At 65.1% G+C, this 15,257-nt stretch carries 17 protein-coding genes; 5 read left to right on the top strand and 12 right to left on the bottom strand.

Annotated features, from left to right (window positions below):
• Positions 1–23: 23 nt before the first annotated feature.
• Genes tssC through IB258_RS14970 form a run of 3 tightly spaced genes read right to left on the bottom strand, consistent with a single transcriptional unit; the run spans position 24 to position 2,745 of the window.
• A complete protein-coding gene (gene tssC / locus IB258_RS14960) occupies positions 24–1,517 on the bottom strand; it encodes a type VI secretion system contractile sheath large subunit (RefSeq protein WP_059371264.1) in 1,494 nt (497 codons plus the stop codon).
• A complete protein-coding gene (gene tssB, locus IB258_RS14965) occupies positions 1,510–2,034 on the bottom strand; it encodes a type VI secretion system contractile sheath small subunit (RefSeq protein ID WP_013396290.1) in 525 nt (174 codons plus the stop codon). Before tssB ends, tssC begins: the two co-directional genes overlap by 8 nt.
• Positions 2,035–2,079: 45 nt before the next feature.
• On the bottom strand, positions 2,080–2,745 hold the full coding sequence (locus IB258_RS14970) for a hypothetical protein (RefSeq protein WP_054452042.1): 666 nt from the start codon (positions 2,743–2,745) through the stop codon (positions 2,080–2,082).
• Positions 2,746–2,934: 189 nt separating this feature from the next.
• On the opposite strand from IB258_RS14970, the gene tssJ reads away from it, so the two are divergent.
• The 5 genes from tssJ (at position 2,935) to IB258_RS14995 (ending at position 11,590) form a co-directional block, all read left to right on the top strand.
• Positions 2,935–3,552, top strand: coding sequence for a type VI secretion system lipoprotein TssJ (tssJ, locus tag IB258_RS14975; RefSeq protein WP_225588881.1), 618 nt, complete (start codon positions 2,935–2,937; stop codon positions 3,550–3,552).
• Between the two features lie 65 nt (positions 3,553–3,617).
• The gene (tssK, locus tag IB258_RS14980) at positions 3,618–4,964 is read left to right on the top strand and encodes a type VI secretion system baseplate subunit TssK (protein WP_192352785.1); all 1,347 of its coding nucleotides are present in this window, start codon (positions 3,618–3,620) and stop codon (positions 4,962–4,964) included.
• Positions 4,965–4,997: 33 nt separating this feature from the next.
• A complete protein-coding gene (icmH, locus tag IB258_RS14985) occupies positions 4,998–5,753 on the top strand; it encodes a type IVB secretion system protein IcmH/DotU (RefSeq protein WP_223283522.1) in 756 nt (251 codons plus the stop codon).
• Positions 5,754–5,778: 25 nt separating this feature from the next.
• A complete protein-coding gene (tssI, locus tag IB258_RS14990) occupies positions 5,779–10,983 on the top strand; it encodes a type VI secretion system tip protein TssI/VgrG (protein ID WP_192352786.1) in 5,205 nt (1,734 codons plus the stop codon).
• Positions 10,964–11,590 carry a hypothetical protein gene (locus IB258_RS14995; RefSeq protein WP_192352787.1) on the top strand — a complete coding sequence of 209 codons (627 nt, stop codon included), beginning with the start codon at positions 10,964–10,966 and terminating at the stop codon, positions 11,588–11,590. Before tssI ends, IB258_RS14995 begins: the two co-directional genes overlap by 20 nt.
• A gap of 23 nt (positions 11,591–11,613) precedes the next feature.
• Here IB258_RS14995 and IB258_RS15000 read toward each other — a convergent pair whose 3' ends face one another.
• The 9 genes from IB258_RS15000 to IB258_RS15040 form a co-directional block, all read right to left on the bottom strand.
• Positions 11,614–11,955, bottom strand: coding sequence for a hypothetical protein (locus tag IB258_RS15000; protein ID WP_125470142.1), 342 nt, complete (start codon positions 11,953–11,955; stop codon positions 11,614–11,616).
• 19 nt (positions 11,956–11,974) lie between these two features.
• Positions 11,975–12,337, bottom strand: a complete 363-nt coding sequence (locus tag IB258_RS15005; RefSeq protein WP_192352788.1) for a hypothetical protein — start codon at positions 12,335–12,337, stop codon at positions 11,975–11,977.
• A 9-nt stretch (positions 12,338–12,346) separates the two neighbouring features.
• A complete protein-coding gene (locus IB258_RS15010; RefSeq protein WP_192352789.1) occupies positions 12,347–12,715 on the bottom strand; it encodes a hypothetical protein in 369 nt (122 codons plus the stop codon).
• On the bottom strand, positions 12,708–13,025 hold the full coding sequence (locus IB258_RS15015) for a hypothetical protein (protein ID WP_175164333.1): 318 nt from the start codon (positions 13,023–13,025) through the stop codon (positions 12,708–12,710). Before IB258_RS15015 ends, IB258_RS15010 begins: the two co-directional genes overlap by 8 nt.
• Before the next feature lie 280 nt (positions 13,026–13,305).
• Complete coding sequence (locus tag IB258_RS15020; RefSeq protein WP_125470145.1) at positions 13,306–13,659, bottom strand: hypothetical protein; 354 nt, start codon at positions 13,657–13,659, stop codon at positions 13,306–13,308.
• A 109-nt stretch (positions 13,660–13,768) separates the two neighbouring features.
• Positions 13,769–14,125, bottom strand: coding sequence for a hypothetical protein (locus IB258_RS15025; protein ID WP_192352790.1), 357 nt, complete (start codon positions 14,123–14,125; stop codon positions 13,769–13,771).
• Complete coding sequence (locus tag IB258_RS15030) at positions 14,118–14,471, bottom strand: hypothetical protein (protein WP_175164334.1); 354 nt, start codon at positions 14,469–14,471, stop codon at positions 14,118–14,120. The genes IB258_RS15025 and IB258_RS15030 overlap by 8 nt, the downstream gene beginning before the upstream one ends.
• Before the next feature lie 96 nt (positions 14,472–14,567).
• Positions 14,568–14,918 (bottom strand): hypothetical protein, encoded by a 351-nt coding sequence (locus IB258_RS15035; protein WP_175164335.1) that lies wholly within the window; start codon positions 14,916–14,918, stop codon positions 14,568–14,570.
• On the bottom strand, positions 14,911–15,249 hold the full coding sequence (locus tag IB258_RS15040) for a hypothetical protein (protein WP_175164336.1): 339 nt from the start codon (positions 15,247–15,249) through the stop codon (positions 14,911–14,913). The genes IB258_RS15035 and IB258_RS15040 overlap by 8 nt, the downstream gene beginning before the upstream one ends.
• Between the last annotated feature and the right edge of the window lie 8 nt (positions 15,250–15,257).

Below are 15,257 nucleotides of genomic sequence, written 5' to 3' on the forward strand. Positions count from 1 at the left end.
AAAATCGTCGAATCCGACGGTGGTCACGACTTCTGGGCTTGGGCGGGGAGTTCCGCGACCAGGCGCAACGAAATCGAAAGCTCATCGAGCTGGAAGTGAGGCCGTAGGAACGCCACGGCCCGGAACACGCCGGGACGCCCCGGCACCTCGGCAACCTGCACCGATGCTTCCCGCAAGGGGAACTGCGCCTTCTGCTCCTGGCTCGCGTTGTCATCCAGCAGCACGTACTGCGAGACCCAGCGGTTCAGGAAGCTCTCGACAGATTGCGCGGAGGCAAAGCTGCCGATCTTGTCTCGCATCATGGCCTTCAGGTAGTGCGCCACGCGCGATACCGAAAAGATGTATTGCAGCTGGGCCGACAGCACCGCGTTGGCGTTGGCGCTGTCGGTGTTGTACTTCTTGGCCTTCTGCACCGACTGCGCGCCGAAGAACGCGGCGTAGTCCGAGTTCTTGCAATGCACCAGCGGAATCAGGCCCAGGTCGCTCAATTCCTTTTCGCGCCGGTCGGTGATGGCGATCTCCGTCGGGCACTTCAGGGCGATTTCGCCGTCGTCGGTCTTGAAGGTATGGGTCGGCAGGTTCTCGACCAGGCCGCCGCCTTCCACGCCGCGGATCGCCGCGCACCAGCCGAAGTCGGCAAAGGCCGCGGTCAGGCGCGCGCCGAAGGCCCAGGCGGCGTTGCACCACAGGTACTTGGCATGGTCGGTGCCGTCCACTTCCTCGACGAAATTGAAGCCCTCTACCGAAGTGCCTTCCTTCGGGTCATAGGGCAGGCGGCCCAGGAAGCGCGGCATGGTCAGGCCCACGTAACGCGAGTCTTCCGAATCGCGGAAGCTGCGCCACTTGGTGTATTCGACGGTGTCGAACACCTTGGCCAGGTCGCGCGGGCGGCCCAGGTCGGCAAAGCTGTCCAGGCCCAGCAGCTCGGGCGAGGCCGAGGCGATGAAGGGCGCATGCGAAGCGGCCGCCACGTGCGACATCTGTTCGATGAAGTACATGTCCTCGGGCTGGCGCGTGATCTCGAAGTTGCCCAGCAGCGCGCCGAACGGCGAACCGCCGAAGGTCCCGAACTCTTCTTCGTAGACCTTCTTGAACATCAGGCTCTGGTCGAAGTCGATGGCGGTCTGGAAGTCGCGCACCAGATCGCGCTTGGTGACGTTGAGCACCTTGATCTTCAGCATCGGGCCGGTGTTGCTCTCCTGGCACAGGTAATGCAGGCCGCGCCAGGTGCTTTCCAGCTTCTGGAACTCGGCGCCGTGCATTACTTCGCTCAGCTGGGCCGAGATCAGGCGGTCCAGCTCGGCCACGCGGGCGTCGAGCATCGCGGACAGGTTGTCCGAGACCACGACGGTGCCCTTCATGACTTCACGGGCCAGCTCGCCGATGAGATCCTTGGCGCGGTCGTGCTCGGCCGTGGACTTGGCCACGCGGCTCTGTTCGACGATCTGGTCCAGCAGGCCCGAGTCGGCCTCGGCGGCGGGCGCGGATACGTTCTGCGCGGCGGCGGAATTACTCATTGCTGCCTCCCTTGCCGTTCTTGCCGGCTTCGCTGGTCAGTTGCTGCAGTTTTTCAGTGCTGCTGAGCACTTCGCCCAACAGGTCTTCCAGCTTGTCGTTGCCCGCCAGCTTGTTGCGCAGGTCGGCCAGCTTGGTGCGGATGTCCAGGAGTTCCTTCAGCGGCTCGATCTGCTGCACCACGGCCTCGGGCCGGAAGTCCTCGACCGAGCGGAACTTCAGGTCCACGCCGAAGGTGCCGCCTTCGTCGGTCAGGCGGTTCTTCACGCGGTACGCGGCGCGCGGCTCCAGGCCGCGCATCACGTCGTCGAAGTTGTCGACGTCGATGTTGACGAACTTGCGGTCTTTCAGGCGCGGCAGCTCGGCTTCGGACTGCGCGCTGAAGTCGCCGACCACGCCCACGACAAACGGCAGTTCCTTCTGCTCGATCGCGTCGCCCTTCTCGACGTCATAGGTCAGCTGCACGCGCGGCGGACGTACTTTCTGGAGTCTTTTCTGAACGCTTTCTTTCTTAGCCATGGGGGCTCCAAGCGAAGTGCATAGTGAAGAGGCCGTGGGGCCCGATCAGGGTTTGAGGAGGTTGCCGAACGGATCCGGCGCGCGGCCGGCCGGCGCGGCGCCGGAAGCAGCCGGGGCCACAGGCGGCTTTGCGGCGGGAGCCGCAGCGGAATTCGCCGCGGGGGCCGCAGGCGTAGCGGGCGGCGTCGCCGCCGCCGCGTTGGCGGCAGGCTTGGCCTGTTGCGCGGCGGCCGCGCCCTGCGCATCGTTGCGCCGCGGCTGGCGCGGGCGCGGGGGCTTGTAACCCTCGGGGAACAGCACGTCCTGGCCCAGGGTTTCACGCATGGCGGCAGCCAGCGCCACCGCATCAGTGCGGGCGTTGCCCGCCAACAGCGCGTTGGCGCGCAGATCGGCCAGCGATTGCATGGCCACGCGCAGGCCGCCCACGGCCCGCACGGTCTTGGCGGTGAAGTCTTCGGGGTCACGGTTCAGCGCTTCATCGGCCGCGACGATGGCCTCGCCGTACTTCTGCTCGTCGAAGCGGATCTTGGCGATGTACGACCACGGCTCGCCGCGCGCGGGATTGAGCAGGGCTATTTCCTGGAACTCGGCAACCGCCTGATCGTTGCCCTTGGCAGCCAGCGTCTGCGTGGCGTGCGTCATCGACTGCTTGTACTCGGCGTCGGTCTGCGGCTTGGGGGACGTGGCGCAGCCCGCGAGGAAGGCCATCATTGCGCCGATGAGGAGAACCCGGGATATGTGCATTTTTTTGGTATGTAGGAGGGTGTAACCAAGGCCGCGTATTTCAACAACCTTTTGTTAGCGCAGCACTACAGTGCATTACTTCATGTAACTCGCGCAGAAACTTCGCTCATCGTGCCGTGATCTGTATGTTGTCGCAGGCTTCCGGTATAAAGAGCCATGTCAAAACATCTCTATTTTTCTCGGTGCATGGCAGCAGCGGCCATCATCGCGGCAAGCCCCGTAATCAGCGGTTGCGCAGCGGTTTCAGCGATCGGAGCGGTGGCCGGAATGACCGGCGGCATGATGGATATGGCGGGCCTGAAAAAAGACCCGAATGCGCCAATCGATGTGAAATTGGCTATACATGCCGGAGAAAATTTGAATGCGAGTAGCGGACAGCCAATGGCTGTGGTTACGAAAATATACTATTTGAAGAATGCCGAGGCATTTCAGCGCGCACCGCTCACGCAATTGGTTGATACTGACGCCGAAAAGGCGGCGTTGGGTGACAGCATCATCGCTGCACGCGAAGTCACACTGACGCCGGGCCAGCGCTACGAACACCTGGAAAAAGTGCCTAAAACCGCTGCCTACATCGCTGTCGCGGGCTTGTTCTACGCGCCCGCGCCGCAGCGTTGGAAATACGTATTCGAAGTGAAGACCGCCGAGGACACCGGCATCGTCATGGGCGCCCATGCCTGCGCGATGACCGTGGTCACCGGACAGATAGTGTTGCCACCGGGCGTGCCCGGCTTCGACCCGGCCCGCCTCGGCTCGGTGCAATGCCCGAACTGAACGCAAGCCGCGCCTAGCCGCCGTCATCGACGCCCTCTATATATAAGAAGCAAGAGCCAGCAAACGTGAGCCATTCAGCGAAGATACTGTGGGGAGAGGGGCTGTTCCTGCGGCCCCAACATTTTCAACGCCAAGACGCGTACCACGAGGCCCGCCTCGCGGAAATGAGCCGCGCGCTGCATCCCTATGCATGGGGCCTGCGCGCGGCGCGCTTCGACGCGGCGGCGCTTGCCAACGGCATGCTGCGCGCCACCGAGCTCTCCGCGATATTTCCCGACGGCGAAATCTACAGCGCCCCCCATAACGACGACCTGCCGCCCGCGGTCGCGCTGGACGGCCTGGACGGCGCCAGCACGGCGGTGTTCTACCTGGCGCTGCACCCGATGAAGGACATCGGCGGCAACTATCGGGACACGCGCCAGGAACAGGGCTTCGATGCGCGCTATGCGCACCAGGACAGCCCCGCGCCGGATCTGTACACCAACGCCAGCACGGCCGAACTTGCCTTCCTGCGCAAGAACGTGCGCCTGCTGTCGGAACACGAGCCACGCGACGCGCTGCTGACCATTCCCGTAGCGCGCGTGCGCCGCACGGCCAGCGCCGGCTACGAGCTGGACACCAGCTTCATCGCCCCCAGCGTCACGGTGCAGGCGTGCAGCGCGCTGTTCGAACAGCTGCGCCGGCTGCTGGACGCACTGCAGGCCAAGGTCAACGCGCTCTATGGCTTTCACCGCGAACCGAACAAGAACATCATCGAGTTCCGCTCGGGCGATGTGGCCTCGTTCTGGCTGCTGCACACCTGCAACGAAGCCTATTCCGCGCTGTCGCACCTGTTCCACAATCCGCAGCTGCATCCCGAGCGCCTGTTCCAGGAAATGCTGCGGCTGGCCGGCGCGCTCATGACCTTCTCCAAGGTGCACACCCTGGCGGACCTGCCGGCCTACCAGCACGACGCGCCGGGCGCGGCCTTCGCGCAGCTGGACGAAATCCTGCGCGACCTGCTCGACACCGTCATCTCCACCCGCTACTTCTCCATCGTGCTGGAAGAACTGCGCCCCTCGTTCCACGTCGGCCGGCTGGATTCCGGCAAGCTCGACGAGACCACCGCGCTCTACCTGTCGGTATCCGCCACCACGCCGGCCAGCGAACTGGCCGAGACCGTGCCGTTGCGCTTCAAGGTGGGCGCGCCCGACGACGTGGAAAAGCTGGTGCTCTCGGCCATGCCCGGCGTGCAGCTCGTCTACACGCCGCAGGTTCCGCCCGCCGTGCCCGTCAAGCCGGGCGCCTGCTACTTCACCCTGCAAACACGCGGCTCGCTGTATGACCGCATGCTGCAGGCACGCAGCATCGCCATCTATGCCCCCTCGGGCATACCTGAACTGAAACTGGACCTCATCGCCGTCACCCGCTAGAGCCTGCCCATGACCGCCGCCGCGCCTACCCTGATGCCCGGAGCCTCGCTCCCTCCCCGAGCCGCCGATTTCTATGGCTCGCGCCCCGCGAAGTCCCTGCTGGACCTGCTGTACGACGGCTTCCTGATGCTGTTCCTGCTGAAAAGCGGCCAGGAACCCGTGGACGCCGCCTCGTTCTCGGCGCGCGTGCAGCAGTTCCTGGCAGACTTCGAGCGCAGCGCGAAGAAGATGGACATTCCTGCCGAGGACGTCTACGCCACCAAGTACGCATTTTGCGCCGCGGTGGACGAGACCGTGCTGAATTCCGGCTTTTCCATCCGCGACGCCTGGATGCTGCAGCCGCTGCAGCTGACCCTGTTTGGCGAACAGCTTGCGGGCGAGAATTTCTTTGCGCGCCTGGAAGACCTGCGCGCGCAGGGCGCGCCGCGCCTGCAATCGCTGGAAGTGTTCTACATGTGCCTGCTGCTGGGCTTCCAGGGCAAGTACATGATAGAAGGCCAGGAGAAGCTGGGCTATCTCACGGCGCGGCTGGGCGATGAAATCACGTTGCTGCGCGGCAAGCGCGCGGGCTTCGCGCCGCACTGGCCCCTGCCCGACAAGATCGCCCACACGCTCAAGCGCGACGTGCCGCTGTGGAGCATCGGCGCGTTGTTCGCGCTGCTGGGGCTGCTGGCCTATCTGGGCATGAGCCACTTCCTGAACCGCGACATGCAGACCGCCATGGCTCCGTACCATGACATCGTCAAGATCGGCCCGCGCGCCGCGCACCTGACCATCTCGCTACCCTGAAGGCCTCAGGCCACCGCTCAGCACCATGACCGACCGTTCCCAAGCGCCCGCCGGATTCAGCAGCCTGGATGTTGCCGCCCTCTCCCAGAACGCCCGCATGCTACAGGTGCGCACGCCCCTGGATGCGGCGCTCGCAGTGGAACGCATGGTCCTGCGCGAAAGCGTCTCCGAACTGTTTGCCCTGACGCTGGATTGCCTGGCGTCCTCGGCCGAACTGGATGTGCAAGCCCTGCTGGGCCGCGAGATCAGCGTCAGCCTGCTGCTGACCGACGGCAACAGGCGCCAATGGCATGCAGTGGTGGAAGGCGTGGACGCGCTGGGCGCAGACGGCGGCCTGGCGCGCTACCGGCTGCACGCCGCGCCCTGGCTGGCAGCCCTGGGCCTGCGCCGCGACAGCTTTCTGTACCAGGACAAGTCGGTCACTGACATCCTGAGCGAGATCTTCGCCGACTATCCGCAGGCGGCCTACTCGTTCGACATCGCCGAACCGCCCGCGCCGCGTCCACTGCGCACACAGTACCGCGAGACCGACCTGGCCTTCGTGCTGCGCCTGATGGCGGAAGCCGGCTTGAGCTTCCGCTTCGACCACCAGCAGGGCGAACAGCAGGACGAAGCCTCGGGCGGCGCGCGGCACCGGCTGGTCGTGTTCGACACGCGCGCGGCGCGGCCCGTCTGCCCCGATGCCACGCTGCGCTTTCACCGCAGCGACGCCACGGAAACCGAGGACAGCATCACGCGCTTTGGCGCGTCCCGGGCGGTACGGCCTAATGCCGTGACGCGCCTGGCCTGGGACGACCGCAAGCTGCTCGCGCACGCGGCGCATGCGCAGTCCGACGTCCAGGCCGGCGCGGTGCCGCGCCTTGAAGACTATGACTACGACGGCCACGGCCGCCATGCCGACGGCGACAGCGCGGAGCTTGCCGCCGCGCGCAGCCTGCAGGCGCATGAAGCCCGCATGGTGCGCTTCGACGGCGGCGGCACGGCCCGCCAGATGATGCCCGGCCATGACTTCACGCTGACGCAGCACAGCCGCTACGCCGGGGGCTCGGGCCAGGCCGTCGATGAGATGGGCGGCAACCGCTACACGCTGCTGCACGTCGAACACGAAGCCGCCAACAACCTGGGCAGCCAGGCCGCCCAGGCGCTGGGCGATTCCGATCTGGAACATGGCTCTTACCGCAATACCTTCGGCGCCCTGCCGGCAGCCGCGCCGCTTATGCCCGGCTGGCGCGCCAAGCCCACGGCGCCCGAAGGCCTGGCGGCCGTCGTGGTGGCTGCGCAGGACGCGCCCATTTCCTCGGGCCGCGACCTGCGCATCAAGGTGCAATTCCCCTGGCAGCGCGGCGCGCGTCCGCTACCGGGTGGCCTGGCGCACCGCAGCCATGGCGACGACACCGGCAATGCGCCGGGCGACGACAGTTCCGGCACCTGGCTGCGCGTTGCGGGCGCGCAGGCCGGTCCCAATTGGGGCGCGCACCATCTGCCGCGCAAAGGCACCGAGGTCCTGGTCGAATTCCTGGACGGCGACATCGACCAGCCCGTGGCCTCGGCCCAGTTGTACAACGACGCCGACCTGCCGCCCTGGTCCGCCGGCGAGGACGCTGAAGCCAATCATCCCGGCAGGCTCAGCGGCTGGCATAGCAAGGGCCTGGACGGCGAGGGCCACAGCCAATGGCTGTTCGACGACACGCCGCGGCAGATGCGCACGCGCCTGTCGAGTTCCATCGGCGCCACGCAGCTGGGCCTGGGCTATCTGGTCGCACAGGGCGCGGATGAATCCAGTCGCGGCGCATGGCGCGGCACCGGCTTCGAGCTGCGCTCGGATGCCTGGACCGTGGTGCGCTCAGGACAAGGCATGCTGCTGTCCGCCAACGCACGCGAGGACGCGCGCTCCACCCAGGCCGACGCGCAGGAAGCGCTGGCGCTGCTGCGCGGGGCGCAGAATGCGGCGCAACGCCTGGATGCCGCCGGCGCGCAGCGCCAGGCGCGCGCGCTCGCGGCCACCAGCCAATACGACACGCTGACCCGCGCCATCGATCCCAAGGGCGATGGCCGCTATCCGGGCAGCGTAGGCGGCCAGCAGGCGGTCAAGGCCAGCGGCGGCGAACGCACCGGCACGGACGCAGTGGAGCGCATCGACGGCGCCCGCATGCTGATCGACGCGCCGTCCTCCCTGAACTTCGCCACGCCCGCCTCGGCCATCCTGCACGCCAGCGAAAACCTGCACGTCACCGCGCAGGCCGACGGCCACGTGGCAGCGCGCCAGACCTTTGCCACGGCCTCCGGCCGCTCCACCAGTCTGTTCGTGCAGGACGGCGGCATCCGCGCCGTCGCCGCCGAATCTCCTGTGTCGATCCACGCGCATACCGACATGCTGGAAATGCTGGCCGGCCAGGACATCACCGTCACCTCCACTACCGACAGCATCGAGATCCTGGCGAACCAGAGCATCACCCTGCAGGCCGCCGGCGCCAGCATCGTCATGAATGGCGGCGACATCCTGTTCAAGGGGCCGGGGATGTTCTCGGTCAAGGGCGCATCCCACAACCTGATCGGGCCTGCCAGCGACGCGGCCGCGCTGCCCGCGCTGCCGTCCTCGCAAGTGGGAGATCCGATGCTGGTCACGGCCGAACTGGTGCACCGTCCCAAGGCCAAGCTGCAGGCGCAAGCCGGCTCCGGCCAGGCGCTGAATGCGGCTGGGGCGACCGGCGCGGCCGCCTCGGCTGCAGCGGCTGGAGGCCCCACAGCAGCTGCAGCCAGTGGATCGCAAAGCTCGCTGCTGAGTAGCGCGGGCGCGGCGCTTGCGAGCGGCGCAACCGCCGTATCCAACGGCCTGTCCGCCGCGGCCGATGGCGCCTCCGGCATGCTGAACCAGGCCAAGAGCATGGCCGGCGAAGCGCTCAAGCCCGTGCAGGAATTGGGCGCGATGGCCGGCAAGACCATGCAGGCAGCGGGCAAGGCGGGCTCGGAACTGATGTCGGGCGCCATGGCAAAGGCCGGCGGCATGGCGCAAACGGCCATGCAGAATGTGGCTCCGTCGCTGACTGGCGGCGCCACGTCCTCACTGGCTAACGGCGCCACGCAGTCCTTGGCCAGCATGGCAACGCCGTCGCTGATGGACGGCGGCCTCTCCACCATGAAGATTCCACAGGGCGCTGGCGACGCGCTGGCCGGCGCGGTTTCCATGCCCCAGGCGCTGACTGACGCGGCAGGCGCCGTGTCCAGGGCCGGCGGCATGGCTACGCAGGCGTCGGCCCTGGCCTCGCAGGCATCCACCGTCGCCTCGCCGGCCGCAGGCGCCGGCCCGTCGGCCTCGGGCATGCTGTCGGGCGCTTCCAGCGCCGCCACGGCAATGGGCAACGCCACGGCGGCATCCGCCCTGGGCGCCGCGTCCAACCTGACCGCCGCCGGCAGCGGCGGCGTGGGGTCCGCCATTGGCCCGTTCATGAGCCAGGCCATGGGCGCCATGGGCGGCCGCCCCGCCGCGCTGAGCTCGGCGGTGAACACGCTGCTGACCATGCCCGACGTCAACCAGGGCAATCTGCCCGCGGTGGCGGGCGCCATACTCAGCACGCCGGGCCTGACCGACTCCGCGATTCCGTCCGTGGTCGGCGCCATCCTGCAATCGCCCACGATATCCAACGTCACGCTGCCCAAGGTGGCGGAGGCGATCATGAACATTCCGGCGGTGGCGAACTCGCCTTATCCGGCGATGGCCAAGCGGGTCATGGAAATGGCCGGCGTCGGCCTGCCCGGCCCTGTGGCGAGGCCCGCTGGCGCGCCCGGCGGCCAGGACGCGGGCGGCTCCGCAGCGGCCGGGACGCCGGATGCCGGCGCACCCACGCCGTCCGCCTACCGGGCCAGGAGCGGCGCCAAGCTCCAGTACGTCAACCTGAAGGAAGAGGACGAGGTCTGGAACGATGGCCAGGCGCTGGACAGCCTGGACCGCCAGACCAACAAGCCCAGGATCCGCGTGCGCTTCAACAAGGCCGGCCAGCATCGCTTCAGCGTCAAGGTCAGCCCGCGTCCGGGCAACGCGGTGTACTCCGCGCGCGAGCAAAGCCGCCAGCCGCTGTATCGAGAGCCCAACCAGCGTTCCTACAGCTACGTAACCGACGCCGACGGCACCAAGGTGGTCGACAACATCACCCTGCCCGCCGCCGGCCTGAACACCTATACCTTCGAGGTGGTGAACGACAAGAGCCAGATCATCTCCACGGAGCAGGTCGAGACCGCAAGGCGGCTATATCTCCAGGAGATCATGCTGCCCGGCCCCGAGGCTCTGGCGCGCCGCCACGGCTTCCAGCCGACCGCTACGGAATACGCGCGGCATGGTGTGGACGTCGTGCAATTGCCGCCGGTCAGCACGCGCGGCGACGCCAACATGGACGTGTTCACGGACGACGGCTATGAACGCCTGCGCCGGCTGGCCGCCTCCGTCTATCCAGGGTCGCAGGGCCCCGATCACGAGCCCTATACGCTCGTCGTCTGCCACATCGACCGGCTGGCCTCGATGCTGCCCGTCCAGCCCATTTACGTGCAAGCCTCGGCCGGTCCCGGCGCGGCCGACAAGCAGGTGCAGTTCGTCAACGCCGACGGCACCCTCAGCTTCCTGTGGTATCACATCGAACCTGGCGTGGACTGGTACGTCGAATGCCTGTTCGAGTACACCGACCCTGCGGCCGGCATCAGGCAGGTCCCCATCCCCAAGGATCGCATGACCCCGGTGCCTTACGACCCTGCGAATCCCAAGGCCTGCGACACCCTGAACATCCGCATGGCGGGCCTGGTGCCCGTGCCGACCTCGGGCAAGATCATTCTGAAGGTCCGGTTGCTGGAAAGCTCCGCAGGCGGCGTGGCGTTCCCTGGCACCAACCTCCTTGGCGTGGCGGCGATGAGCCCCTGGGAGCCCAACACGCTGGATTATCTGCAGCAGACGCTGGTGCACGAGATCGGCCACCTGATCGGCATGACGCCCAGCGGACCCGAGTGGGTACGCGCCCATCCCGATGAAGCCGACATGGACTCGTCCAAACTCGACAAGGGTCCGTATTTCTACTCCCAGTTCGGCAACCACTGCCACTTCGGCCTGCCCGCCAGCCAGGCCGATCCCAGCCACACCGGCTCCTGCGTCATGTTCGGCGGCGACTGCGTCAGCATCCGCTTCTGCGCCAGCTGCGCCCAGGCCGTACGCAAGACGGACATGTCCAATGGCTGGCCCTCGTTCTGACGCGCGGCGCCGCGTGGCGCTGGCGCTGGCCCTGCTGCTCGCGGCCGCGATGGCCATGGCCGCGCCTGGCGCCGCCACCGCCGCGCGCCCCACCCCACATCCCCAGAAGACCACGATGAACACCGACTGGATCGACCCGCCCTCGTTCGCCACCGCCCCCATCGGCACGGTGCGCGACCACGCCTGCATTCCGCCCAACCATGGCAGCGACGACCAGCTCAACATCGCCGCGCCCGCGCGCGTGCGTCCGCAGGCGTCCGGCGCGCTGGTGATCCCGGTCTGCGCGCAAGGCATCATTCCCGTATCGCAGAACCAGAAGCTGCCGCGCTTCGTCGCCATCAATACGCAGACCAAGGCGGTCTATGAAGGCGTGGCCTACGAATACAAGCCGCGCAAACGCCCCGGCATGGAAGTGGACGAGATCCCCAGCTCGCGTCCGCCCAAGGGCATCCCCATCAGCCCGGGCATCAGCGTCGGCACGCAGTTCAGCACCGACCTTGCTGCGCAGGTGCAGCTGCCCAAGGATCCGGCGGTCTACGAGGTGTATATCGAATCGAACGGCGTGCGCTCGAATACGGTGAAGATCGAAGTGCAGGCGGCCAAGTAGGCGCCCTGCTTGCAGCGGCCGCCTCAGCCGCCAGGCCGGCGATTCCATATCGCGCCGCCCCATATCCAGCCCGCAAGGGCCAGCGCCAGCATCGCGATCATGAATTCAACCCGGTGCTCCTGCGGCACAGGATTAAGGTGGGACAAGGTCAGAAAGGGTTCCACGGACAGCAGTTCGGTAGCCGCCAGCGAACTGAAAAGCATCGCCAGAACCAGCCCCGTAAAGCGCGGGCGCGCGCCGCGCGTCTCCTTGTCGCCCGTGATGAACCACAGCAGGCGGATCAGCTGTATCCCCGTCGCGGCGAACGGCACGCAGATGGCCAATGTCAGGGCGCCCAACGCAAGAAGACCGTAGATCGACATCATGCGTCCACCCTGGCGGCCGCTAAGAGGCGCGGGGCCCGATCATGCGCAGCACGCGGTCCCGGATCGACCGCCCATAGGCCCAGCACCAGACGGCCAGCGCCAGCATCGCGACAGTGAAGTAGGCCCTGGCCTCGATCGGCACTGGATTCATCGCCGAGATCGTCAGAAAGGGTTCATAGCCCACGAAATCGCTGGCGGCCAGGGTGCTGAAGATCAGCGCCAGCACCGGCCCCGTGAAATGCGGCCGATCGCCGCGCGTGATCTTGTCGGCCCAGAAGGACCAATGGATGAAACGGCTCAGCTGGATCGTCACCGCGAACAGCGGAATGACGACGGCAAGCATCAGGACGATGAGGGCGACGAGGACTTGAGGCGGAAGCATGGCGGGATTTTAGCGGCTGCGGGAAACGGCGCCGCGCCCGATACGGGCGCGTAGCGCCAGCCCGAACACCGCCATTCCCATCGACAGCGACAGCAAGCGCAAGGCTTCCAGCGCCTTGTCGAAATAGGCCGGCTGATCGAACTGGACGGCGACGCCATAGCCGAAGACGGCGTAAGCAATGCAGGCCAGCAGAAACACCGCCATCAGCGCGATCGTGACGTCACGCATCGCGCGCCAGGCCTTGGCCGAAAGCCCCGGCAGATTGGACTCCAGGCACAGCAGGATTCCAGCGCCCCACCAGAGCGGAACTATCTGGAATATCCCCCAGGCCAGCAATTCGCCGGACTGCAGGACATTGGCGGGATACACCTCATTCATGGCCGCGCTCTTGCTTCGCCATTCGCCGATGGACCAGCAGGACGATCAGGGCGGTAAGTAGAGACGGGCTCATGTACGGCATCAGCCCAAGCAGCGGAAACTCGTAGCCGCTGTCATGGTTGGTCGCCAGCCAATAGAACATGCCCAGCAGGACCAGCGCAAAAATCCAGACGGCCAGCATTCCAGCCGATATCCCGCGCCTGAAGGAGCGCGTCCCCAGCCGGCCAAAATGCTGGGGCCACCGGCAGATGATCAGCGCCAGGACGCCCGCCGCCGGCACCAGGTAGGCCGTCGACTGGGCGATCAACATGCCAGACTCGGCAATCGCAGCAAGGACCGCAAGCAAATTCTTCTCCCAGGGCTAGAACCGACGCTCTCGGCGCAATCTGTGGCGCAGTGTCGGGCCGATCCGAGGCAGGATCAGCGATGGCCCCAGATAGTAGGGCAAGCGGGGCAGAAAAGTAACCGTACTGCCGGTCATAAGTCGAACGACGACATGGATGGTTCGAATGGGGTGGCCATTCAGGCCCTGCCGGCGCCATCAAAGATTCGACTCCCGACCCATTCCCGGAAGCCCTGGCGCCACGTTGTCAACCATTGCCCCTTTCCGCTCGGCGCATCTTGTATCGGACAATCCCCCCAATGAGCGACAAGATCATTGACGGCCCCAGATAAACCAGGAAGGAGAGCAAGAGGAAACCATAAGACCGCGAATAGTTCTCGGTGACATGATTGAGCAGCAATGCGCCCGCGATAGCGAAGAGCCAGACCGCAATCATGACAAAGGAAAATGCCCTGCGTGACGCTGAAGATCCCAAAACCCCAAATTTGCCAGGCCAGGCCTGGACAGCGACTCCGAAAAGGCAGACTAGTGGCAGCGCGTACATCGACGCCTGCGCCGTCCGAAACGCCTTTTCGGCGGACCAGAGCATCAGGTCGTCCAATACCGTCTCCCAAGACATTCAGAGAAACTGAGCTGACGCTCTAACAGAGCAGTCCGGCCAGGCGGTCCGAATGCTGAACGAGCATCGAGAGTGCCGCATCGCCGGCTGACTAGCGATCCGATTTGGGCCGGCGAATGAACCACAACACCACTCCTGTCGCCGCCAGTGCTATCGACAGCCACATTCTGGACAACGCGTGGCTAGCCAGATTCGCGAATCCAACATGATCGAAATGGGCGGCCGCCCAAAATCCGTATATGCCGTAAGCGACTGCAAGCACCAGAAAGATCGCCATCGCCGCCGCCATAAGATTGCGCAAAAGACGCCATGCCGCCCGAGACAATCCGGGCCAGTCATGATCAATACATAGCAACAAGCCTATGACCCATATCGCAGGCAAAACTTGCTGCCAGTTCGTGGCGAAAGTCTCTCCCACAACTAGCAACAATGCACGCTGGTCATCCATTCTCCTTTTTCCTCCCGTACATCTTGTGCTGGATTACCAGCCAGACCAGCGACAGAATCATTGAGGGCCCTAGATAGCCAACAAGAAAGAAGAACCCGAAACCTTCTAATCGAGAATGGTATTTCCAAACGTAGTAGAGCAGCAGGACATTGACGGCTGCAAACGCCCAAACAGCCACCATGACCACAGCCCAGTACCTTTGCGCGGCCGGAGATCCCAATATCCCGAATCGGCTTGGCCATATTTGAACCACAATTCCGAAAAGGCAGAGCAGCGGCAATGCGTACGTCAAGTCGTGCGCCAGTTGAAACGTCACCCCTTCGCCCCAAACAATCACTTCATGCACGCACACCTCTTAAGGGATTGTGAGACACCGGCGGCGCAAGTTTTAAGGGATCCGAGATGCGAAGCCCGTTTCCGCAACGCCCTCAAAAAAAGCAACCTACACGACGGGCCGTGCACGCGCACGCAGCACCAGTCCGAGCACCGCCATCCCAATGGATAGACACAATGCCCACAAGCCATCCCCGGTCATATGAAAATATCCGGGTTGACCGAAAATGACGGAAACGCTGTATCCGAAGATGGCATAGACGCCGCACACCAACAGAAAAACGGCCATCATGACGGCCACGACATCACGCACCCTACGCCAAACTTTCGGCGACAGCCCAGGAAGAGCGGACTCGACGCATAAAAGAATTCCTGCACCCCAAACAACTGGAAGAAGCTGAAAGACGCTTACGGCCAGAGACTTGCCAGAAAGAAGAATATTGACGGGAAACTCATACATGTTCGCGATCCCTCCGCGCCAATCGCCAATGGACCAATAGCGCAACGAGAGACATGATGAGCGACGGACTCATGTAAGTCATCAGCCCAAGCATCGCATAGCCGTATCCATTGTCATATCGGCTAGCAACCCAATAAAGCAGCAAGAGCAATGACAGCGCGCACACCCAAATCGCTGCCATTCCTCCCGAAACCCAACGCATGGAAGCCAGCGTTCCCAGCTTGCCAAAGCGCTGTGGCCAAAGATGGATGATCACCGCCAACACGCATGCAAGCGGCAATACGTAGCAGGAGGACCGGACGATCAAAACTCCGAATTCAGCAAGCGTCATCAAGACTT

Source organism: Achromobacter sp. ACM02 (genome assembly GCF_014851605.1).
Classification (GTDB): Bacteria; Pseudomonadota; Gammaproteobacteria; order Burkholderiales; family Burkholderiaceae_B; genus Achromobacter; species Achromobacter aegrifaciens.